This is a genomic window from Treponema pedis (assembly GCF_017161325.1).
Classification (GTDB): domain Bacteria; phylum Spirochaetota; class Spirochaetia; order Treponematales; family Treponemataceae; genus Treponema_B; species Treponema_B pedis.
In genome coordinates, this window is sequence record NZ_CP045670.1 from 2,058,395 (window position 1) to 2,078,696 (window position 20,302).

Below are 20,302 nucleotides of genomic sequence, written 5' to 3' on the forward strand. Positions count from 1 at the left end.
AAACGGCTAAAATAAAACCGCCTGTAAACTCAAGTTCAAAACAGCGGCTTGGACCATGAATTCAACAAGCGGCTTGTACCATCGATTCAACAAACGTCTTGTATCAGAGATTTAACAAGCCGCTATTTTTTCTCCTATCGCAGCCCAATCTTCAGAAAGCCGTTCTGCAAGTTGTTTCAGTCTTGAAATTTCCTGCTGAACGAATTTACTTTTTTCTCCGTCCGAGTAAATTTCAGGTTCGGCTAAAAGGTTTTCATTTTCGGAAATTTCGTCTTCACATTTTTCTATTTCCGCTAAAATTCTTTCTTCCTCTTTTTCAAGTTTACGCTTTTCCGCTTTCAATCGTTTTTGTTCTTCGTAAGAAAGCTGCTTTACGTTTTTCTCTACGTCTGCCGTCCCGCTCAGTTTGTAATTAACCTCTCCTTCGATTGCACTGCCTTTTTCTTCCTGCTCCAAACGGTAAAGATAATAATCGTAAGTGCCGGGAAAATTCCGTATCCGTGACGGCTCCGACGGATTATCGGAGGCCTTAAGTTCCAAAACTCGTGTTGCCAAATCTTTTATAAAGCCTTTATCATGCGATACAAATACTACGGTACCGTCAAAACGTTTTAAAGCGTCCAAAAGCACATCTTTTGAATGCAAATCCAAGTGGTTTGTCGGCTCATCAAGAATTAAAAGATTTAAAGGTTTTAATAAAAGAGAAAGCAGGGCAAGGCGGCTTTTTTCTCCTCCGGATAAAACCGAAAGGGGTTTATAAATGTCATCGCCACGAAATAAAAATGCGGCAAGCATATCATAAAGTTTAGGAATAAGTTCCAACGGGGCGGTGCGCTCAAGCATTGCAATTATAGTTTCGCTTCCTGTAATTGTTTCGGATTCATCTTGCGAAAAATACCCCATTTTTACTCCCGACCCTTCTTTTACGGTTCCAGAGAAATCCGAATCCTCCCCTGCAAGAATTCTTAAAAGAGTGGATTTTCCCGCTCCGTTTTTACCCGCCAAAACAAGCTTTTCATTTCTCTCAACCGTTAAATCCAAATTTTTAATTACGGAGCGGGTACCGTAAGCCTTACAAATATTTTCCGCTTGTAAAATAATATTGCCCGAATGGGGAGCGGGAGGAAAGCTAAAGTGAATTTTTTTTAAGTGTTCCGGGATTTCTATCCTTTCCAATTTTTCAAGTTTTTTTATTCTGTCCTGAACGGAAGCGGCCTTACTCGCCTTGTAACGGAATTTTCTTATAAAATCTTCCGTTTTGGCAATTTCTTCCTGCTGGTGTTTATAAGCTTTTACCAAACTTTCGATTTCCGTTAATCTGGTTTTTTCATAGTCGGTATATGAACCCTTGTATTTTTTTAACGAACCGTTAAACAATTCATATATTTCCGAAACACATTGGTCCAAAAAATACCTGTCATGGCTTACAAGTAAAAAACCGCCCTTAAAATTTTTCAGCCAAAGTTCAAGCCAATTGCGGGCTTCCATATCAAGATAATTTGTAGGCTCATCTAAAATTACAATGTCCGTATTTTGTAAAAGCACCTTTGCAAGGGCAATCCTCATTTGCCAGCCGCCTGAAAATTCTTCCGTATTTTTATTAAAATCCCGCTCCGTAAAACCCAAGCCTCTAAGAGTTTCGTCAATTAAACCCTTACGCGCATTCCAACCGGAATTCTCAAGTTCCGTTTGAAGACTGTGATATTCCTCAGCAAGATTTGAAAGTTTTTGCTCATCTTTTTCGGAAGTCATATCACCGCCTATTTTATCCATCTTGTTTAAAATTTCCAAGCCGTAATCAAATGCCGTTTCAACCTCATCTATAAGAGCCTTTCCTTTATGAACAATACCGGATTGCGGCAAATAGGCAAATGTAGTTCCCTTTTCCGAGGATATCTCTCCCGAATCGGCAGCGCTTAAACCCGCTATTATCTTCATCAATGTGGATTTTCCGCAGCCGTTGGCACCGGTTAAAGCAGCCTTTGTACCTCCGGTTAAAACCAGGGTAATATCTTTTAAAATATCTCTATCGCCGAAAGCAAGCGAAATTTTTGAAAGCTGAATAAATGGCATTTTCTATCTCTGTTTTAGTTTACCGCAAAAAAGAGAATTACCGGATTTAAACTTCTTCGGTTTACGATGTTTTCGCTTATGTTATTTCGCTCAACAGCTTCAAGTCTTAAACCTTTTGAAGATATACTGTACATAAAAATTACCGGTTCGTCCGCTTTTTCAAATTTAAAACTTAAAACTCCTTCATAATCCGATTTCAGTTTCGGAGTTAAAAAACCGCTTACCGAAACCGTCCCCGAAGACCCGGCACCTGAAGGTATTATTGAAGGCGAGATAACATTGTATCCGCTCCAAATAAATTGTCCTCCGTTTAAAATTTTTAATGTACCGAAATTTGCCGAAGTGAATTCGGAAGAGGTTTTTGCAATCGCTTCAATTTCACCGCTTCGGCGTTTTAACTCGTTATTTATTATTTCTTCGGGAGTTGCATTTAAAATTACGAAATTTTCTATTCTGTTTTTCCCGTTTTGGTCCGAAAATTCCAAAGTAATAATATCTTTTCCCCTGATTTGAAGAGAAAGACTTACTCCTTCAAACTGATATTTATCGCGTATTTTTGTAATTTTCGTATACGGAAACGATACCTTTATATCCTTAAGTTCTATACGGGCAATTCCCGACTTGGAGCCCGGGAAAAAGCCCCAAGTTAAACTCATTTTATCAAGGTCCACTTGTTTTGAATTTATCATTTTACGGTAATTTTCAGGATACCAAGTTTCGTTTAAAACTTTTTCCAATTCTTCATCGGTAATTTTTTCGGTTTCGGTATCGGCAACCGAAGAGGCTTCGCGCTCGTCATACATTGTAAGGTTATACGAAAAACACCAGCCCTTAGCTCCGTCGCTTGTAAGCACCTCATACCACTGCCCGTCCATAGGTTTGCCGCCCTTTAAAACGGGAATACCCTCACCGAACCATAAAACCTTTACGGTTTGTCCCTGTCTCAACCTGTAAACCTGCTTTGAAGTATTATCCGGTTCAGAACGCATAGGAAGACCGTCAAGGTTAACCGTTGCATAAGTATTTTTATAATCTTCAAGTTTTTTTTGAAATTTTAAAGCATCTTTTTTCGATTCAAAAAAACTTAGTTGCCACAAAGGAATCTCCACGCGCAGTTTAGTCTGCTCGTTTAAGCCGACGATATAAACGCTTTCGATATTGGAGCGGACATAAATCGGAATTATATCTCCAGCCGTTAAATTATATTCAGGTATCGACCAGTTTACAACTCCGTAACCTAATTTATTGGAGCAGTTTAAAAATAAAAGCGGTAAAATTAAAAAAACGGCTAATTTATATACGGATTTTAACATAGAAAAACCTCTTGTACAAGTTTAATTTATATTTATTTTGCACAGTATAATGTAGAATATGTATTTTTGCAATAGGAGGGAAAATACCCGATTCGTATTTACAATAAATAAAATATCATCTTAAAATAAAAGTATTTAAAAACCGTACCGGCTTGACTTATTTAAGTATTTTTGATATACTCTTTTTTATAACATTTAAGCTTAAATGTATTTGCCAACTTAGCTCACCCGGCAGAGCAGCACCCTCGTAACGTGCAGGTACTCGGTTCAAGTCCGAGAGTTGGCTTATTAAACAAATAAAAACGGCATTGCTTTAAACAAAAGTTGCCGTAAAAATATTATTTTTTTACCCCGGAAATCATATAAAGGTTTTCCTTATCTATAAGAGTATCTATTTTAAAAAACTTTTTCCATATTACGGCTTCTTCCTCTGCGGATTTTAATTCAAAAGAAATGGGGGCTTCCCGTTTTATCGTTTTATCATGTCTGGAATTTACTTCATACCGTGAATGGTCGTGGGCTATAATAAAACGTCCGTTTTGTTTAAGGCAGCCGTACAATTTTTCGGCAAGGTTTTCTTTTTCTATAAAATGCGGGTAAGCATTAAAAATAAAAGCACGGTCAAAACCGTTTTCACATAACGCATAAATATCCGCATTCAGAAATTCTATCCTTGAATCTTTGAATTTTTGCTTTGCCTTTAAAATCATATTCATTGAGATATCTATCGCAAGAATTTTTTTCGGATTGAATTTTAAAATACGCCCTTCTAAAATCCCCGTTCCGCAGCCTATATCCAAAACCGTACATTCCGGTTTTAAATCGGCATATTCAACAATAAAGTCTATCGACCTTTCATTATTTTCCGCAATATCGTCCCACCGGTTTGCAAGTTCGTTAAAAAAATCTATTATATGAGTTTTTTTTTCCATAAAATTAAAACTCTTGCCGGCACTTTTTGTGCCGGACAAGTCAATTATTTTTCTATAAGTCTTATACGTTTAAACCATGTTACTAAAAAAGGAATCAGGACTATCTGAACTAAAAGACCGGGCCAGCCTTTGGAAATGCCGCCTATTAAAAACTTCACGGGAGTTCCTTTGTATCCCGTTACGGTAAGTGAAAAAATAAATACCAATATTGCACAAACGAGTCTGCCGCTTATCATTCCTAAAATAAGGGAAACATAAGAGTTAAGTTTTAACCTTTGTGAAAATACGGCGATAAAAAAGGCATAAGCGGCAAGTTCTACGGCCATTTGACTCATTACAACCGGGAAAGGAGGCATACCTGTAAATGCCGTACTTAAAATCGGAGTAATAAAGCCTACAATACATGCCGATAAAGGATTAAGCATAAAACCTGCAAGCATTACGGGAATATGCATGGGTAAAAATACCGGGCCTCCCAGTTTAAATGTGTGAAATCCTATAGGCAACAACACACCCGTCACCAAAAGAATACCTGCCATTATAAGCTCTCTTATAAAAACAGCCTGCTTTGTAATTGTTTTTTCCATTGTTATTCTCCTTACAGTTTTATGCGGAAGATAAAAGCCCCCGCTGTTTAAAGTATACTCCAATATGAAAAAAAAGCAAGTATATTCTATAATTTTTAAATATTATTTTTTTATTTTAAAAATCCCGTTCAACATAAAAACTTTTAATTTAATCCGTAAGGAAAAAGTTATCCAATATCAATTCCAAATCCGTTTTATTGTTTCTTTCCTCGATAGCTTCTTTAACGGAAATAACATAATCGGTAATAATTCCGTCTACGGAAGAATAAATAAATTTTTGAATGGAGTCGTCCGTGTTTACCGTCCAAACAATCGCTTTTTTTCCTTTTTGCCGAATATTTTCAATGTTTTCAAAGGTAGCTTCACGTTCTTCCATAATTAAATAATCGCCGACAAGCTCATCGGTATTGCCTATGGAAAAAAAATAAAGATAACCTGTTTTTATTTGCGGGTATTTTGTTTTTATGTATTTAATCAAAGAATAATCCAAGGAAAGAAGTACCGATTGATTTTCCATATTTTCATTTTGCAGCATCTTGACTATATCATCGGCCATTTTTGTATCGGCGGTTTTTCCTTTCAGTTCTATAAATAAACCTATTCTATCCCTTGCAACTTTTATAACTTCTTCAAGAGAGGCTACATTTTGAGAAGGAGCATTTTCGGTAAATTCGTTTTTTACTTTTAATCTTTTAATTTCTTCAAGCGTCATTTCATCGGAGGCTCTCGGTTCCCCGCATAACCGTGCAAAAGTTTTATCGTGGTTAATAATGTAATAACCGTCCTTTGTACGCTGTACGTCTATTTCAGTCCATTCTACATTTTCTTTTATTGCAGACAAGATTCCTTCCAAGGTATTTTCCGCACCCAAGTTGCCTCCACCTCTGTGAGCTATAATTTCTATTTTATTATAGTCTTTAAAAAACGCATCAAAGTTAAAAGATAAAATAAGTGAGATAAAGATATTTACGGCGGTAACGATTATAAAGAAAAGTAAAATAAAAAATTTTGTTTTTACCCTTATTTTTTTCTTTTTAAAGCCCTCCGTTTCTGAAGTTTTTAAAAACCGAATTCCCTCTCCTTCTTTTTTATTATATTTATAAAATAATTCCGTAATACGAAAAATAATTATAGGTATAAATAAGAATAAAATAAAAATTCCCAATTCCGCAGTATTAAGTAAAAGAAAAAGTAATAAAATTCTTACCCATTCTTTTGCAGCAAATTCGAAAACCGTAAGTGAATATAATAATATAATTGAAACCGCAAAAAAGACGACAATAAAAACGGCGGGTTTTAAATATCTGAAGAAAAAATCCTTCAGGAATTCCTTTTTATATTTTTTCGTCAATCCCCATGAAGCCTTTATTCCTTTTTTTACACTATATCCGTATAAAATAATAAAGTGAAACGAAAAAACGGAGCGAAAACTTAAGTAGATAAAAAATAAGATAACTGCAATATATATGCTCAAATATAAGCCGTTTCCGTATATTACGGAAATAATAAAGTTAGGAATTTGAAACGATTTCATAGGAGATACGGTAATTCCCAATCCTATAATGGGAAATATTAAAGAAACATAACACATAATTAAAATACCGGAAGGTTTAAGAAAAGCTTTTAAAGATTTTATTCCTGCAATCAGGACGCTCCTTGCCGTAATTTTAAATTTTTGTTCTTTTATAAAAGCCGATATTATGATAAAAACATTTATATCAACACCTATCAATAGAACCATCAATAAAAGTGTTATCAACAAAACACCTGCCCCGTTAAAACTGAATAAAAAGCTTAAAAAATCTCCGCTTGAAATTCCCGTTCTTCCCGATAAGCGTATAAAATATTTTACACATGCCGAATACCCCGGCAATATAATCATACCCAGCAATGCTTTTGTAACCAATTGGTACTTTATAAAAAGCCAAATTATGGAGAATCTGTAATATAAAGATGATGTAATACCGGCTTCAGTATCAACCTTTCCCTTAACCAATTTAACCTCCTGATAAATTCATCAAACGCAGATTTTATCAAAAATCGAGTATTGATGAATTTCCGCCGTTTCGTAATACAATGAGAAACGGCATACAATAAGGAGTTTGCGAAGCAAACTCACAAGTTTAAATTAAGCGACGCTATTTAAGGAGCTTAATTTAAACCTCCTGATAAATTCATCAAACGCAGATTTTATCAAAAATCGAGGATTGATGCTTTTCCGCCGCTTCGCAATGTAATGAGAAACGGTATATAATAAGGAGTTTGCAAAGCAAACTCACAAGTTTAAATTAAGCGACGCTATTTAAGGAGCTTAATTTAAACCTCCATATAAAATAAACTCCCGCAGGAATTTTCAAATTCCGAGGAATGTTTATTTTCGCCGTTTCGTAATACAATGAGAAACGGCATACAATAATTCAGTTTTGCTTTTAAGCAAAACTGAAAGTTTATATCAAAGCAATGTAACAACATTGCGCAGATTAAACCTCCGGATAAAACAAACAATAAACGGTTTTTACCGATTTCGGCACAAACCGTTTAAACTCGGAACGGAATTTACAAGCTGTCTTGTATATTCATGCTCCGGATTTAAAAATATTTTTTCCGTCAGGTTTTCTTCTACAATATTTCCGTTTTTTAAAATAACAACCCTGTCGGCAATATTTTTTATTACGGATAAATCATGAGAAATAAATAAAATACTCAATTTATAATTTTTTTGTAATTTTTTTAAAAGCTTTAATATCCGTATTTGAACGGGCACGTCCAATGCCGAAACGATTTCATCGGCAATTAAAAATTTAGGATTGACCGATAATGCCCGTATTATTGACAGCCTTTGCAGTTCACCTCCGCTTACCTCTCCCGGGAAACGTTTTAAAATTTCAGATTTCAAACCGAATTCTTTCATAAAATTTATAAGGCGCTCTTGCGCTTCTTTTTTTAAATAAAGTTTGTTTATAACGGGAGCTTCCAATAAAGAAGGTTTTAACTTAAGTTTCGGATTCATTGATGCAAACGGATTTTGAAATATCATCTGAATGTCGGTACGGTATTTTAAAAATTCTCTTTCCTTTATATTATCTATGCGCACTCCGTTAAATTGAACGGACCCGCAAGTGGGAGCTTCTATTTTTGTAATTATTTTAGCAACCGTAGTTTTACCGGAACCGCTTTCTCCGGCAAGTCCTACAATCTGTCCTCGATGTATTTTAAAAGAAATATTTTTCACCGCATGAACCGTTTCTCTCCTTTTAAAAATGCCTTTGCGTATCTCATAATCTTTTTTTAAATCTTTTACTTCCAATAAATATTTCATATACATTAGTTCCTCATCATCTGTTTTGCGGAGTTGACTAAAATTTCAGTGTATACATGTTTAGGCTTTATAAAAACATTTTCAGGATTACCCTTTTCTACAATTTCACCGTCTTTTAATACTATTATATCTTTACATATTTTTAAAGTCAAGCCGAAATTATGCGTGATATATATCAATGTAATATTTTTTTTATTGCATACCGATTGTATATAATTTATAAATTTCAGTTGATTTATTGCGTCTAAAGAAGTTGTAGGCTCATCGGCAATTAAAATTTTAGGACTGTTTAATAAACAGAGCGCAATTGCAGTCTGCTGTCTCATTCCTCCGCTATATTCATGAGGGTATTTATCGTAATCTTTAACCTTAGTGCTCATTCCCAGTTCTTCCAACAACGAAAAAACTTTTGTCAATGCTTTCCCCCTGCTGCTATTATTGTAAAGCCGTGCGGTTTCGACAAACTGCGTATATATTTTTTTTATAAGGATTTAACGAATTAATGGAATTTTGTAAAATTATAGAAATATTTTTAGAACAAAAAACTCTTTTCTCTTTTTCCGAAAGAGTTAAAATATCGGTTTGTCCCTCTACAATTATTTTCCCTGTTACCTCGCTTAATTTCGGCAAAAGAGAGGTTATTGCATACATCATGACGGTTTTACCCGAACCGCTTACTCCTATAATGCCTAAAGATTGTCCTTCCTTGACGGTAAAATCAATATTTTTAAGAATTTCAGTTCCGTTTATAAATACCGATAAATTTTCTATTTGCAATATGTTTTTCATTTTTATCCTTTAAAAAAAATCCCGGTCATCAAAAAGAAAATGGAAAGCCGAAGCTAAAATAAAAATAGCCGCCGCAGGCCAAAATATTAAAACGGGTTTATCTACAATGAAAATTCTATAGGTATACAACATTGTACCCCAATCCGCATTTGTAATATCCGCGCCCAAACCTATAAAAGTTAAAGATGCATACTGAAGGATTATTCCTCCGGCCTTCGTACTTAATGTAGTAAATAAGTGCGGTAAAATATTAGGTAAGATATGTTTAAACAAAATTCTTCCGTTGCCAATACCCAATATTTTTTCGGCTTGAATGAATTCGGCATTTTTTAAATTCTTTGTTAATATTGCAGCCTGGTTTGAATAAACTCCTATATCGGAAATACCTATGGCCAAACTTGCGGTAATAGGAGTCAATCCTAAAGCGGAGGCAATAATCAATGCGGCAATAAATGAAGGAATTATTAAAAACATATCGGTTATAAGTTTAATAAACATCTCCGTATTCTTTCCGCAAAAGCCGCCGGCTAATCCGAGTATTATTCCTATTATAAATGAAATACTTGAAGCCGTAACAACTACGGTTATTGTTCTAATAAAACCTATTACAATTAGAGAATATATATCTCTTCCCAAGTGGTCCGTACCGAAAAAATTAGTGCCGCTGACAGGAGAAAATGTATTTTTCAAATCCACATGCTTTACATTTTGAAGGGGTAAAAAAACATAACAATACAGCATATAAAAATTAAAACAAAAAAAATACGTTTCATCTTTGTCTTCTATCCAATAAGATTAAAACAAATTCCAATAAAAAATGTACAAAAAACATCCATATCGCAACTGCAATAATATATGCCTGAATGACATTATAATCCCTTCGCATAATACTTTCTATTAAGAAAAAACTTATTCCCGGTATTGTAAAAATAAATTCCATAACCGCAGAGCCTCCTATGACCCATGCGCATTTTGAAATCGTCAGCGAAATTAAACCTATAAGAGCCGGTTTACAACCTTCATTTAATAAGGCCTTTTTAACCGTAAAACCTCTTGAAACCGCAAAAATAAAATAAGACTCCTCCGTTACTTTTTTAAAATGACTTTTAACATTTCTGCTTAAACTTCCCATATTCCCGAACATAATTAAAAGCATCGCCGAAGTAATTTTTATACCGTTATTGCCTGTAAATATTTTTAAAAGTTTATATTTAACACCTATAAAATATATAAGAATAACGGCAAGTATAAAAACGGGCACGGTTTGATTTATAATTACAAAAATTCTTGTAATAAAATCTGCGCATCCCCTTTCTTTTAAAGCCGCCTTATAACCCAGATAAAAAGACAGAGCGGCTCCTAACAAAAGGCCGCCTAAACCTATGCCGATTGAATACGGAAGACGTTTAATAAATTCGGTTTTAACGGGTTGTCTTGTAAGCATGGATACACCTAAATCGCCTTTAATCAGACGGCTTGTCCATATTAAATATTGTTCCGGCAAAGATTTATCCAAACCCCACTCATATTCCAAAAAACTTATATTCTCCCGAGTAGGAGGAAGCTGACGGGAGGTAAGTAAAATCTGAACCGGAGATGTAGGCATTGCCCTGCTTATCCCGAAAGCAAACAGGGTAGCACCTAAAAAAACAATACAACATTTTATAAAAAAATTAAAGCAATATTTTATCTCCGGTTTCATTTTAAATTTATTTTACAAATAATTCAGAGTTAACGATATAATAATCGCCGCAATAAGGCTTGTAATTTTTAAGTCTGTCTGAAAGAGCAATATGCCATTGCGGGTCTACAAGATACAAAACCGGAAGGTCCGTAAAAATTATTTCCTGAATATCTTTTGCATAACTTATTTTTTTATCAAAATCTACGGAACCCATTTCTTTTAAAAGCTCATCCACCTTTGCGGAATTATATCTTGAAAAATTCTTAGCCTGTTCGCTTCTGAAAAACTGATTTAAAAAGAAAGACGGGTCTCCCGTAGGAGCCGTATGCTGCGCATATAATATTAAATCGAATTCTCCGGACTTTGCCTTTCCGTCTATATTATCTACAATTTCGGTATACGGCTTAATTCCAAGTTCCTGCATTTGTGAAGCCATTATCTGCATAATTACCGTAAGGTCAGGACGCGAAGGATAGGTTACAAGTTTAAGCTCCAATTTTTTACCGGCCTTTTCTCTAATTCCGTCGCTTCCCATAATCCAGCCGGCTTCATCTAAAATTTTTTGAGCCCTTTGTTTATCATACTTTAAACTGCAATTTCCCGCAAACTTATAATATGAAGCAAAAATACCCGTCGGAATGCGGCCGCCCTTTAATGCGGTAATATAATCCTCTCTGTTTAACCCGAAATTTAAAGCGGTTCTCACATTTATATCACTAAGAATATTTGAAGCCGTATTTACTATACCGAAATACTGATAGCCGGCATCAATAGTTTTTACGATATGCTTTTCCGCTTCAAGCATTTTTGCGACTTCAGGCGTTACCGTAAAAGCCATATCCAATTCACCTGCCGAATATGCAAGTTTCATAGCGGCCTCATCTTTAAATAATTTTATTATAACCTTACTCCTGTTTTCGGCATTCGGATAATACGGATTCGGCTCTAAAACCAGTTCATTGCCTGCATCTATTTTCTCAATAATATACGGACCCGTAAAAACAAATTTACCGTTTTCCAATCTTTTAAATACCACATTGCTCCATTCCGCAAAAACGGATTTTATACTTTCTGCAGGTCTTTCGGTTTTAATTTCAAACTCAAAGTCGCTTAAAGGCATAAAAGTTATAATACCTGCGGTTGCATTGGAAAATTTATTCTTTTCCATTATTTCATTCATTGCGCCGCAAAGAGTTTTTGCATTCACCGTTTCTCCGTCTGAAAATTTTGCCTCTTCTTTCATAAGGGCTTTCCACTTTAAATCATCAATCCGTTCAACTTCTTTAATAAAGCGCGAATATAAATTACCGCTTTCATCAAGCATATAAACGGTTTCGCTTATACCTGAACTTGTCATAGACCACGGGACACTTGCGTTAAGAGGGCCTTCAGCTTCCAAAATCCATGTTTGACCTATATATATAGGTCTTTCGGTTTCGGCTTTACCGCTTTCTTTATTCGAGCAGCTTAACACGAGCAAAAGAGCCGCTGCCGATAAAACAAATTTTATTTTTTTCATATTTATCACTCTCCGAGTTTTATATACTATATCAACGAATATAAAAAGTCAACCGCAGCTTTGTTGTAAATATAATTTTTTTAACTTATAATCTTGATTAAAAAGCGTTTTAAGTATATATTTATTTTAGATAATTATATATACCTGTTATAAATTTTATTAAGGACTGTTTTTATATGAAAGCAACAATGTCTCAATTTTTAATTGAAAGTAAACCCCTGCTTAAAAAGCTTATAGAAGAACTTTCTAATGAATTTAAGTATGTTTCCGTTCTAGGAAGCGATTCAAAGGGAGAGGCTTTTTCGGTAAGAAAAAATGCCGTGTCGGTGAGCGATTCCTTTTCTACCGAAAGAGGTTTCGTTTTGCGCGTTTATAACGGCATTGGTTATTCCGAGTATTCTTTTAACACTCTCGATATCGAAGAAATAAAGAAGAATATAAGGCAAATTGCAAAAGACGATATTGAATTTTTAAAATCCGACAATTGCGATATTACAAAATATCCGGTAATTGAAGAAGAAAAAATTACAAAAAGTTTTTATGCTGAAGTAAAAGAAAGTTTTAATTCCGTTACTTCGGAACAAAAAATTAGACGACTTGAAAAGATTATGAAAGCGGGCTTTGATTATTGCCCGTCAATGATAGACTTTCAAGTACGCTATGAAGAAGTTTCCGTATGCAAAATATTCCTTTCACAAAAAAAAGATTTGGAACAATCTTATGTTTATGCGATTTCGTATCTTATTCCGTATTTGAAAAAAGGTGAAGAAGTAAAATACAGTTTTAAAGCATTTTCAGGTAATTGCGGAATGGAGCTTTTGCATACTGTGGAAAAAGCTGTAAAAACGAGTATAGACTCTACAATGGAGCTTTTGCAAGCGGAAAAAATTAAACCCGGAGTATATGAAATTATTTGTAAACAGGACGTTACAGGTCTTATTGCGCATGAAGCTTTCGGACACGGCGTAGAAATGGATATGTTCGTAAAAGAAAGAGCCAAGGCAAAAGAGTTTATAAATAAAAAAGTCGCTTCCGAAATTACGGATATGCACGACGGAGCGGCGGCTGCCGAACAGGTTTCTTCATATCTTTTTGACGACGAAGGTACTCTTGCACAAGATACTCAGATTATCGAAAAGGGAATTTTAAAACGCGGAATTTGCGATATGCTTTCCGCTTTAAGCTTAGGCGTAAAACCCACAGGCAACGGCAAGCGTGAATCGTTTGAGCGAAAGGCTTATACAAGAATGACAAATACGTTTTTCGGTACAAAAAATTCCACACTGGAAGAAATGATAAAATCGGTTAACTCAGGCTATCTTTTGGACGGATACTTTAGCGGAATGGAAGACCCGAAAAACTGGGGTATTCAGTGTGCGGTGGAAAAAGGTTATGAAATAAAAGACGGAAAACTTACAGGTAAAATTGTAGGGCCTATTTTTTTAACCGGTTATGTGCCTGAACTTCTTTCTTCCATTTCGATGATTTCAGGTGAAGAAGATTTTCAACTCGGAGGTTCAGGTTTTTGCGGTAAGGGATATAAAGAATATGTACGCACTTCGGCAGGCGGCGCATATATTAAGGCTGTAGGGAGATTGGGCTAAATGAAAGAAAAAATTATTTCGATTTTAAAAAAGCAAAACATAAGCGGCTATAGAACGGTAATTTCAAAAACCCGTTCCGCCGAAATGTTTTTTGTAAAAAACAAAATGGATATGAACAGGGCAAAAAACGTTACACATATTCTTCTTACCGTTTACAAAGATTTTGAAGAAAACGGTAAAAAATACAGAGGTTCAGCCGATGTAAAAATACCTCCTACTATGAGTTGTGAAGAAATTATAAAAAAAATAGAAGCGGCGGCTTTCGCGGCTGGTTTTGTAAAAAATGAATGGTACCCTTTGGCAAAACCTTCAACGGAAAAGCCGTTTAAAATTACTTCCTCATTCGATACGGAAAATTTAAACGGGGAGCTTATTAAAATTAAAAATTCAATTTACAAAAAACGCAGCACAAAGGCTGAGTTAAATTCGGCGGAAATTTTTATCGATAACATAGAAGTGCAAATTATCAATTCCGAAGGCATAGATGTAAATTATAAAAAAATATAACGGATTTATCGAAGTTATTACGAACTGTTCTATCGGAAAAGAAGATGTTGAAATTTACGGAGCTTCTTCTTTTGCAACCGAAAGCGAAAGCCTTATAGATGAGATGATTACAAATCAGCTTAAAGAAACGGAAGAACGAGCCGCAGCACAAAAGGCAAAACACCTTAATTCGATTAACGTTATCATTACCAATAAGGCTGTAGCTTCCTTTTTTAACTTTTATATCGAACAAAGCTCCGCTTCTATGGTTTATACGAAATCTTCCCGCGCAAAATTAGGTGTAAATTTTCAAGGGGAAGAAATTAAGGGAGATAAGGTAAATATTAAACTTGTTCCCAATTTGCATAATTCGCCTTCTTCAGCTCCATACGATTCGGACGGGCTTTTACTTAAAGAGCATGAGCTTTTTAAAGACGGCATCGTAAAAACTTACCACGGCTCTCTCCGTTTTTCGCATTATTTAAATGTTGCTCCTACCGGAAAAATAGACAATTTTGAAGTGTCGGCCGGAACAAAGACGGAAGCCGAATTAAAAGCACAACCCTATTTGGAAATTTTAACCTTTTCGGATTTTTTCCAAGACAGCATAACGGGAGACTTCGGCGGAGAGTTCAGGCTCGCCCGTTACTTTGACGGAAAAGAAATTCATATTGTAAATAACGGTTCGATTTCGGGAAATATGTTCGAGGCTCAAAAAGAATTCTTTTTTACAAAGGAAACGGTTCAACTCTCAAATTATTCGGGGCCTAAAAGCGTAATGATTCCCGATATGGAAGTTTTAGGTGAGTAAATATTAAAAAAAATGCCGCTTCGGTGCAAAGCGGCATTTTTCCTTTAAAATCGGGACAAGGCTAAAAAAAATCAACAACCTCACCCGCAAAACTTTAATTCTTTTATATCGCTTATAATTTAATAAGCCATACCCTGTACTACAAGAGATTCTTTCCATAAAAAGCGTTTTGCAGATATAGTAAGAGTATCGTCATTTGCAATTACACCTTTTTTTACATATACGGAAATTTCATCAACCTGTATTAAATTAAAATCATCGATTTTACTCGGCTGCCCGACAAGCACGGTCGGTTGCGGTTCTCCGGTACCTCACGAAGCGCAGCCTTTTAAAAAAAGATAAACGGAATTTTTTCCCGTTTCACTGATAATTTTTTTTGCATTCTGTTCTATAATTATACGCATAGTTACACTTCCTTTTTATCTTCATTAAAAATTTCCGTATTCAATTCTTTCATTGTTTTGGCCGTAACAACTCCGGCTACAATTGAACCGTTTACGTTCAAAGAGGTTCTACCCATATCAATTAAGGGTTCTATGGCAACAAGCAAGCCCGCCAAGCCTACAGGCATTCCCATCGCGGAAAGAACCGTCAAAGCGGCAAAAGTTGCCCCTCCGCCTACACCCGCAATACCGAAAGAAGCAAAAGTTACTACAATTGCCAGTTTTATTAAAAAGGTCGGGTCCAAAGGAGATATACCTAAAGACGGAGCAATCATAACGGCAAGCATAGCAGGATATATTCCGGCACAACCGTTTTGTCCTATACTTGTTCCCAATGACGCCGATAAATTGGCAATTCCCTCAGGCACTCCTATTTTTTCAATCTGCGTTTTTACGGTTAAAGGAAGGGTTCCGGCGGAAGACCTGGATATAAAGCCGAACATAAGAGGCTCCAAAGCTTTTTTTAAATATTTAACCGGGTTTATACCGAATAAGGCTAAAATTACAAGATGAATTATAAACATAATAATTAAAGCGGCATACGAAGCAAGAACGAATTTTATCAATCTGAAAATATCGCTATAATTACTGCTTGAAGCTATATTTGCCATTAAAGCAAATACACCGTAAGGAGTCAACCGCAAGATTATTTGAACAAGCCGCATAATTATATCATGAAGCATTTGCACAAAATCTCCGAATTTTTCCGCAGGCTCTCTTTTAATCCTACGCAGCTGAACCGTAGCAATACCCAGCATAGCTGCAAAAAAAACGGTTGCAAGTGTGGAATTACCGCCCTGCCCCGTCATAGCGTAAAACGGATTCGTAGGTATAATTTCTATAATTTGCTGCTGTATGGGCTTTGAAGAAAAATCGTCCAACTTCTTTTCAAGTAATGCGCCCCTTGCCTGCTCGGCTTCCCCGGCCTGCAAATCTCCGGCTTTCAGTCCGAAACCGACAGTTACGAAGGCTCCTACAAAGGCTGAAACGGCAGTTGTAATAAGCAAAACCGCAAGCACTCTACCCGCAGTTTTTCCGAGGTTTCCGGTTTTTTGATTTATAATTGCACCCAAAATTGAAATAAATACCAACGGAATAACAATCATTCTCAATAATCTTACATAACCTGAACCTATAATTCCTATCCATGAATTGGATTTTGAAATAACGGGACTGCCGAACCCGTAAATCAGTTGAAAGGCGACTCCGATAATGATACCCAAAATCAAGGCTGTCATAACCCTAACGGTAAAAGATAAATTTCTTTTTTTCATAAATATCAGCAATACCGTTAGAATTGCGAAAATTATAACATTAACCGCAGTCAATATTACATTTTGGTCAATACCTGACATAAATTTTCTCCTAACTCTTTTTTTATTCTCCCTCCGCAGCTTTTAACCTGCATCCGGCAAGGAGGATGCGTATTTTACAGTAAAATACTTTATTTTTCAAGACACCGCAAATAAAAAGGCTTTATCATACAAGTCGTTTATGTATTGACAAAGCCTTTTATACGTGATATCTTCTATTGTTATTATTTAACTTAATGTTTAGAGGTTTTTATGGTGAATACGAAAAAAATTGCAGCTTCAGCCGGAGGAATAATTATTTTAGGTCTTGCAATTATCGCATTTATAGTCGCTCCGATAATAGGCGAAAACATGGCGAGCAACAATCAATACATTGTTTTAGGCTCATGGAACGGGATTAAAATCGATAACGGCATATCTTCTTCCTTCCGTAACCAATACGGCTATTTAAAAAATTTTGCCGAACAACAAAATATAATCCCGCAGAATGCTCAGGCTGCAGAGAGCTTTCAACATCAATTGCTGTATTTGAGCTTTAGATTGGCTGTAATTCAAACGGCTATTGAATCCGAAATGGACAATATCGGCTATACCGCTCCGCTTTTCAAAGTGGACAAAGAGCTTGTAAATCATTATCTTGACGAAACCGGCTCATATTCCGATTTAAAATATTCACAAACGCCTGAAACCACCAGAGCCGCTTACAGAAAATCTATGGAAAGGGCTCTTTTACAAACACGCTATATTGAAGATGTTTTCGGAAACGGAAATTCTTACGGTCTTAAAATATCCTCAAAGGAAGCGGACTTTGTAGCAAATATGGCAAAAAAAGAAAGAAGTTTTCAATATGTTACGTTTAATACGGGTATGTATCCGTCTTCCGAAATAGTAAAATACGGAGAAGAACACGGCGATTTATTTACGCAATATGATTTTTCCGTTTTAACATACAATACCGAAGAAGAAGCAAAAAAAATGCTTGTTTCGCTAAAAAACGGAGATATAAAATTCGATGAGGCCGTTATATTAAATACGTCTAAAACTTTAACTACGGATTCCGGAAAACTTATTTCAAACTATAGAACCGATATAAACAGACTGTTCCCGGATAACGAACATCTTAAACAAATCTTGGAGCTTAAACCTTCGGATTTAAGCGGTGCCGTTAAACTGAATAACGGAACATTTGCAATTGTACGCTGCGATTCCGAACCGACAAAACCCGATTTTTCAAGTGAAGCCGTAGTCGCAAATATACGAAGCTATATGAATCGAAGCGAAAAAGGTATTATCGAAGATTATCTTATAAAAGCGGCGAAAAGATTTGCCGAAAAAGCGCGTACGGAAGGTTTTGAAAAAGCCGCAAAGAATTTCACCGAAACGAATCTGACGGTAGAAACTACATCTTCTTTCGGAATCAATTACGGAAATGCCCGGCTTTTACAGCCTCTTCCTTCTCAAACCGTATTTAATATACTTGCGCAAAATGAAAATTTTTTCAAAACCGTCTTTGCATTAAAATCCGAAGAAATTTCGGAGCCTATTACGGCAGGTTCCGAAGTTGCCGTCTTTAAAGTTAATGAAGAAAAAGAAATAGATGAATACACTTTAAACAGCACAAAAACGGGATATGAAGCACAAGCCGGCTCTTGGCACCCTTATTACAACCTTGCAATGATTATGGGAATCAGCGGTATAAACTACCCTCTTCCGATTGCCCAAACAACCTTTATTAACTATATTTTTGACAGTCCCAAGTTTGAAAACAACTTCAGCAAAATTTTTAACTGATGGACAGCGGAATGGAAAAACCCGAACTTATTTCTACAAGCTCGGGTTTTTCGGTTTTTTATAAAAATAAGTACCTTTATTCGCGGTATGCTCCGAAAAAAGCAATCCTCAGTTTAATTGACGGAATTACAATTCCGCCTGAAACATTGGTTTTATGTGTTTCCCCTCTTTTAGGCTACGGCTTATCCGAACTTTTAAAAAAACTGCCTTCTTCTTCTTTTGCCGCTGCAATAGAATACGATAAGGCCTTAATGGATTTTTCTCTTAAAAACATCGACCCTTCGATTTTTAAACACGAAAATTTTTTTTATGCCCGAACCGAGTCGGTACATCTTTTTTTAAAAAAAATAGAAAAAGATACCGCAGATAAAAAATTAAAAAAAATTATACGCCTGGATTTTTCCGCAGGGGCGGCTTTATACGGCGATTTTTATAAAACCGTTGAAGACTTTACTTCGGAATATATTTCCCGTTTTTGGATTAACAAATTAACCCTAATACAATTCGGAAGAAACTACGCGCGCAATGTTTTTAAAAATTACATAGAAATTTTAAAAAATAAAGACAGAATTAAAAAACTCAAACCGAACGGTATTTTTAAACCCATACTTACGGTAGGAGCCGGCCCCTCATTGGACGGCTCGATAAAATTCATCGAAGAAAATAAAAACAATCTTTTTATTTTAGCTGTAGATGCCGCAGCGGCGCGGTTATTGCCTAAAATAAAACCCGATGCAATAATTGTTTTAGAATCCCAATATTGGATACAAAAAGCTTTTATAGGCTTAGCGAATTCGAAAATCCCGATAATTGCCGATTTAACTTCCAATCCTTATGCGGTACAAACCTTAAAAGGAATTTTTACATTTTTTTTTACGGAGTATACGAGTTCATCTTTTTTCGATAAACTTGCGGAAAAAAAACTTTTACCTCCGCTTATCGAACCGATGGGTTCCGTAGGACTTTCCGCATTAAGTATTGCAAAAATTCTTGCAAGTCCAGGTATACCCATTTTTCATACGGGCTTGGACTTTTCATGGGGTACGGGCTTTACACATTCAAAAATAAGTTATCAAGTAAATGAAACATTTTCATCATGTACACGTTTAAAACCGTTATACAGCCTGTCAAGTATTACAGGCGAAAAAATAGAAAGGGTAACGGGTAAAAACGGAAAAAAAGTTCTTACTTCTCCCAATTTAAAAAATTATTCGGAAATTTATAAACGTGTATTTTCACATACCCCCAATATCTTCGACATAGGAAAACACGGACTTTTAATAAATTCAAATATGATAAATGAAAATACCGCAAAAGAAATTATAGATAAAGCAAATAAATTAAATAAAAATAAAGGCTTTCATTTTTATGAAAGCCTTTCTCAAGAATACCATGTAGAAATTTACAATGTTATAAAAACCGAAAAGGAAAAGCTCCTTACTTTAAAAAATATTTTTACGCACAAGGTAAAAGCCTCCGATACGGAAATAGAAAATTTACTGAACTCCGTACCCTATCTGTATTTACATTTTGCAGATTTTTCCAAACGGAATCTTTTAACTGCGAATTTTTTAAACCGTATAAGAATAGAGCTTGAATATTTTTTAAAAATTCTATACCGTATACAAAGTTAAAATC

18 protein-coding genes and 1 tRNA gene are annotated in these 20,302 nt (G+C 35.4%); 6 read left to right on the forward strand and 13 right to left on the reverse strand.

Annotated elements, in window-relative coordinates; all coding sequences use genetic code 11:
- Nucleotides 1–111: 111 nt before the first annotated feature.
- Together DYQ05_RS09445 and DYQ05_RS09450 are read right to left on the reverse strand one after the other, a co-directional pair.
- Nucleotides 112–2,073, reverse strand: coding sequence for an ABC-F family ATP-binding cassette domain-containing protein (locus DYQ05_RS09445; protein ID WP_206183320.1), 1,962 nt, complete (start codon nt 2,071–2,073; stop codon nt 112–114).
- Between the two features lie 14 nt (nt 2,074–2,087).
- Nucleotides 2,088–3,386, reverse strand: a complete 1,299-nt coding sequence (locus DYQ05_RS09450) for an SH3 domain-containing protein (RefSeq protein WP_024469769.1) — start codon at nt 3,384–3,386, stop codon at nt 2,088–2,090.
- A gap of 213 nt (nt 3,387–3,599) precedes the next feature.
- Between DYQ05_RS09450 and DYQ05_RS09455 the strand changes: the two genes are divergently transcribed.
- Nucleotides 3,600–3,672 (forward strand) — tRNA-Thr (locus DYQ05_RS09455).
- Nucleotides 3,673–3,724: 52 nt separating this feature from the next.
- Here the strand turns inward: DYQ05_RS09455 and DYQ05_RS09460 are convergent.
- The 9 genes from DYQ05_RS09460 to DYQ05_RS09500 all read right to left on the reverse strand — a co-directional run bounded on the left by DYQ05_RS09460 (nt 3,725) and on the right by DYQ05_RS09500 (nt 12,216).
- Nucleotides 3,725–4,318, reverse strand: coding sequence for a class I SAM-dependent methyltransferase (locus DYQ05_RS09460; RefSeq protein WP_206183321.1), 594 nt, complete (start codon nt 4,316–4,318; stop codon nt 3,725–3,727).
- A 44-nt stretch (nt 4,319–4,362) separates the two neighbouring features.
- Nucleotides 4,363–4,905 (reverse strand): ECF transporter S component, encoded by a 543-nt coding sequence (locus tag DYQ05_RS09465; RefSeq protein WP_029409904.1) that lies wholly within the window; start codon nt 4,903–4,905, stop codon nt 4,363–4,365.
- Between the two features lie 148 nt (nt 4,906–5,053).
- Nucleotides 5,054–6,901 carry a glycerophosphoryl diester phosphodiesterase membrane domain-containing protein gene (locus DYQ05_RS09470; protein ID WP_206183322.1) on the reverse strand — a complete coding sequence of 616 codons (1,848 nt, stop codon included), beginning with the start codon at nt 6,899–6,901 and terminating at the stop codon, nt 5,054–5,056.
- Between the two features lie 519 nt (nt 6,902–7,420).
- The gene (locus DYQ05_RS09475) at nt 7,421–8,224 is read right to left on the reverse strand and encodes an ABC transporter ATP-binding protein (protein ID WP_206183323.1); all 804 of its coding nucleotides are present in this window, start codon (nt 8,222–8,224) and stop codon (nt 7,421–7,423) included.
- Nucleotides 8,225–8,229: 5 nt separating this feature from the next.
- Entirely contained in the window at nt 8,230–8,715 is a 486-nt protein-coding gene (locus tag DYQ05_RS09480; RefSeq protein ID WP_435372830.1) for an ATP-binding cassette domain-containing protein, read from the reverse strand.
- Complete coding sequence (locus DYQ05_RS09485; protein ID WP_206183325.1) at nt 8,660–9,013, reverse strand: ATP-binding cassette domain-containing protein; 354 nt, start codon at nt 9,011–9,013, stop codon at nt 8,660–8,662. Before DYQ05_RS09485 ends, DYQ05_RS09480 begins: the two co-directional genes overlap by 56 nt.
- 9 nt (nt 9,014–9,022) lie before the next feature.
- On the reverse strand, nt 9,023–9,703 hold the full coding sequence (locus tag DYQ05_RS09490) for an ABC transporter permease (RefSeq protein WP_206183326.1): 681 nt from the start codon (nt 9,701–9,703) through the stop codon (nt 9,023–9,025).
- A 79-nt stretch (nt 9,704–9,782) separates the two neighbouring features.
- Nucleotides 9,783–10,619 carry an ABC transporter permease gene (locus tag DYQ05_RS09495; protein WP_206183327.1) on the reverse strand — a complete coding sequence of 279 codons (837 nt, stop codon included), beginning with the start codon at nt 10,617–10,619 and terminating at the stop codon, nt 9,783–9,785.
- A gap of 103 nt (nt 10,620–10,722) precedes the next feature.
- Nucleotides 10,723–12,216, reverse strand: a complete 1,494-nt coding sequence (locus DYQ05_RS09500; protein WP_206183328.1) for an ABC transporter substrate-binding protein — start codon at nt 12,214–12,216, stop codon at nt 10,723–10,725.
- Nucleotides 12,217–12,392: 176 nt separating this feature from the next.
- Between DYQ05_RS09500 and DYQ05_RS09505 the strand changes: the two genes are divergently transcribed.
- From DYQ05_RS09505 to DYQ05_RS14030, 3 genes are all read left to right on the forward strand, one after another.
- Complete coding sequence (locus tag DYQ05_RS09505) at nt 12,393–13,820, forward strand: TldD/PmbA family protein (protein ID WP_024469850.1); 1,428 nt, start codon at nt 12,393–12,395, stop codon at nt 13,818–13,820.
- Complete coding sequence (locus DYQ05_RS14025) at nt 13,821–14,327, forward strand: hypothetical protein (RefSeq protein WP_252723334.1); 507 nt, start codon at nt 13,821–13,823, stop codon at nt 14,325–14,327.
- A gap of 103 nt (nt 14,328–14,430) precedes the next feature.
- Complete coding sequence (locus tag DYQ05_RS14030; protein ID WP_252723335.1) at nt 14,431–15,117, forward strand: metallopeptidase TldD-related protein; 687 nt, start codon at nt 14,431–14,433, stop codon at nt 15,115–15,117.
- Nucleotides 15,118–15,236: 119 nt separating this feature from the next.
- On the opposite strand, the gene DYQ05_RS14365 is transcribed toward DYQ05_RS14030, so the two are convergent.
- Together DYQ05_RS14365 and DYQ05_RS09520 are read right to left on the reverse strand one after the other, a co-directional pair.
- Entirely contained in the window at nt 15,237–15,521 is a 285-nt protein-coding gene (locus DYQ05_RS14365) for a CC/Se motif family (seleno)protein (RefSeq protein ID WP_264175400.1), read from the reverse strand.
- 2 nt (nt 15,522–15,523) lie between these two features.
- Nucleotides 15,524–16,915, reverse strand: a complete 1,392-nt coding sequence (locus tag DYQ05_RS09520; RefSeq protein ID WP_206183329.1) for an L-cystine transporter — start codon at nt 16,913–16,915, stop codon at nt 15,524–15,526.
- Between the two features lie 210 nt (nt 16,916–17,125).
- Between DYQ05_RS09520 and DYQ05_RS09525 the strand changes: the two genes are divergently transcribed.
- Both DYQ05_RS09525 and DYQ05_RS09530 read left to right on the forward strand, forming a co-directional pair.
- Complete coding sequence (locus DYQ05_RS09525; protein WP_206183330.1) at nt 17,126–18,664, forward strand: peptidyl-prolyl cis-trans isomerase; 1,539 nt, start codon at nt 17,126–17,128, stop codon at nt 18,662–18,664.
- An 11-nt stretch (nt 18,665–18,675) separates the two neighbouring features.
- Nucleotides 18,676–20,298 carry a 6-hydroxymethylpterin diphosphokinase MptE-like protein gene (locus DYQ05_RS09530; RefSeq protein ID WP_252723336.1) on the forward strand — a complete coding sequence of 541 codons (1,623 nt, stop codon included), beginning with the start codon at nt 18,676–18,678 and terminating at the stop codon, nt 20,296–20,298.
- Nucleotides 20,299–20,302: the final 4 nt, after the last annotated feature.

What these genes read in the sequence shown, in the direction of transcription:
- DYQ05_RS09445 (WP_206183320.1), bottom strand. Translation starts at nt 2,073, where the DNA reads ATGCCATTTATTCAGCTTTCAAAAATTTCGCTTGCTTTCGGCGATAGA.
- DYQ05_RS09450 (WP_024469769.1), bottom strand. Translation starts at nt 3,386, where the DNA reads ATGTTAAAATCCGTATATAAATTAGCCGTTTTTTTAATTTTACCGCTT.
- DYQ05_RS09460 (WP_206183321.1), bottom strand. Translation starts at nt 4,318, where the DNA reads ATGGAAAAAAAAACTCATATAATAGATTTTTTTAACGAACTTGCAAAC.
- DYQ05_RS09465 (WP_029409904.1), bottom strand. Translation starts at nt 4,905, where the DNA reads ATGGAAAAAACAATTACAAAGCAGGCTGTTTTTATAAGAGAGCTTATA.
- DYQ05_RS09475 (WP_206183323.1), bottom strand. Translation starts at nt 8,224, where the DNA reads ATGAAATATTTATTGGAAGTAAAAGATTTAAAAAAAGATTATGAGATA.
- DYQ05_RS09485 (WP_206183325.1), bottom strand. Translation starts at nt 9,013, where the DNA reads ATGAAAAACATATTGCAAATAGAAAATTTATCGGTATTTATAAACGGA.
- DYQ05_RS09495 (WP_206183327.1), bottom strand. Translation starts at nt 10,619, where the DNA reads ATGCCTACATCTCCGGTTCAGATTTTACTTACCTCCCGTCAGCTTCCT.
- DYQ05_RS09500 (WP_206183328.1), bottom strand. Translation starts at nt 12,216, where the DNA reads ATGAAAAAAATAAAATTTGTTTTATCGGCAGCGGCTCTTTTGCTCGTG.
- DYQ05_RS09505 (WP_024469850.1), top strand. Translation starts at nt 12,393, where the DNA reads ATGAAAGCAACAATGTCTCAATTTTTAATTGAAAGTAAACCCCTGCTT.
- DYQ05_RS14025 (WP_252723334.1), top strand. Translation starts at nt 13,821, where the DNA reads ATGAAAGAAAAAATTATTTCGATTTTAAAAAAGCAAAACATAAGCGGC.
- DYQ05_RS14030 (WP_252723335.1), top strand. Translation starts at nt 14,431, where the DNA reads ATGATTACAAATCAGCTTAAAGAAACGGAAGAACGAGCCGCAGCACAA.
- DYQ05_RS09520 (WP_206183329.1), bottom strand. Translation starts at nt 16,915, where the DNA reads ATGTCAGGTATTGACCAAAATGTAATATTGACTGCGGTTAATGTTATA.
- DYQ05_RS09525 (WP_206183330.1), top strand. Translation starts at nt 17,126, where the DNA reads ATGGTGAATACGAAAAAAATTGCAGCTTCAGCCGGAGGAATAATTATT.
- DYQ05_RS09530 (WP_252723336.1), top strand. Translation starts at nt 18,676, where the DNA reads ATGGAAAAACCCGAACTTATTTCTACAAGCTCGGGTTTTTCGGTTTTT.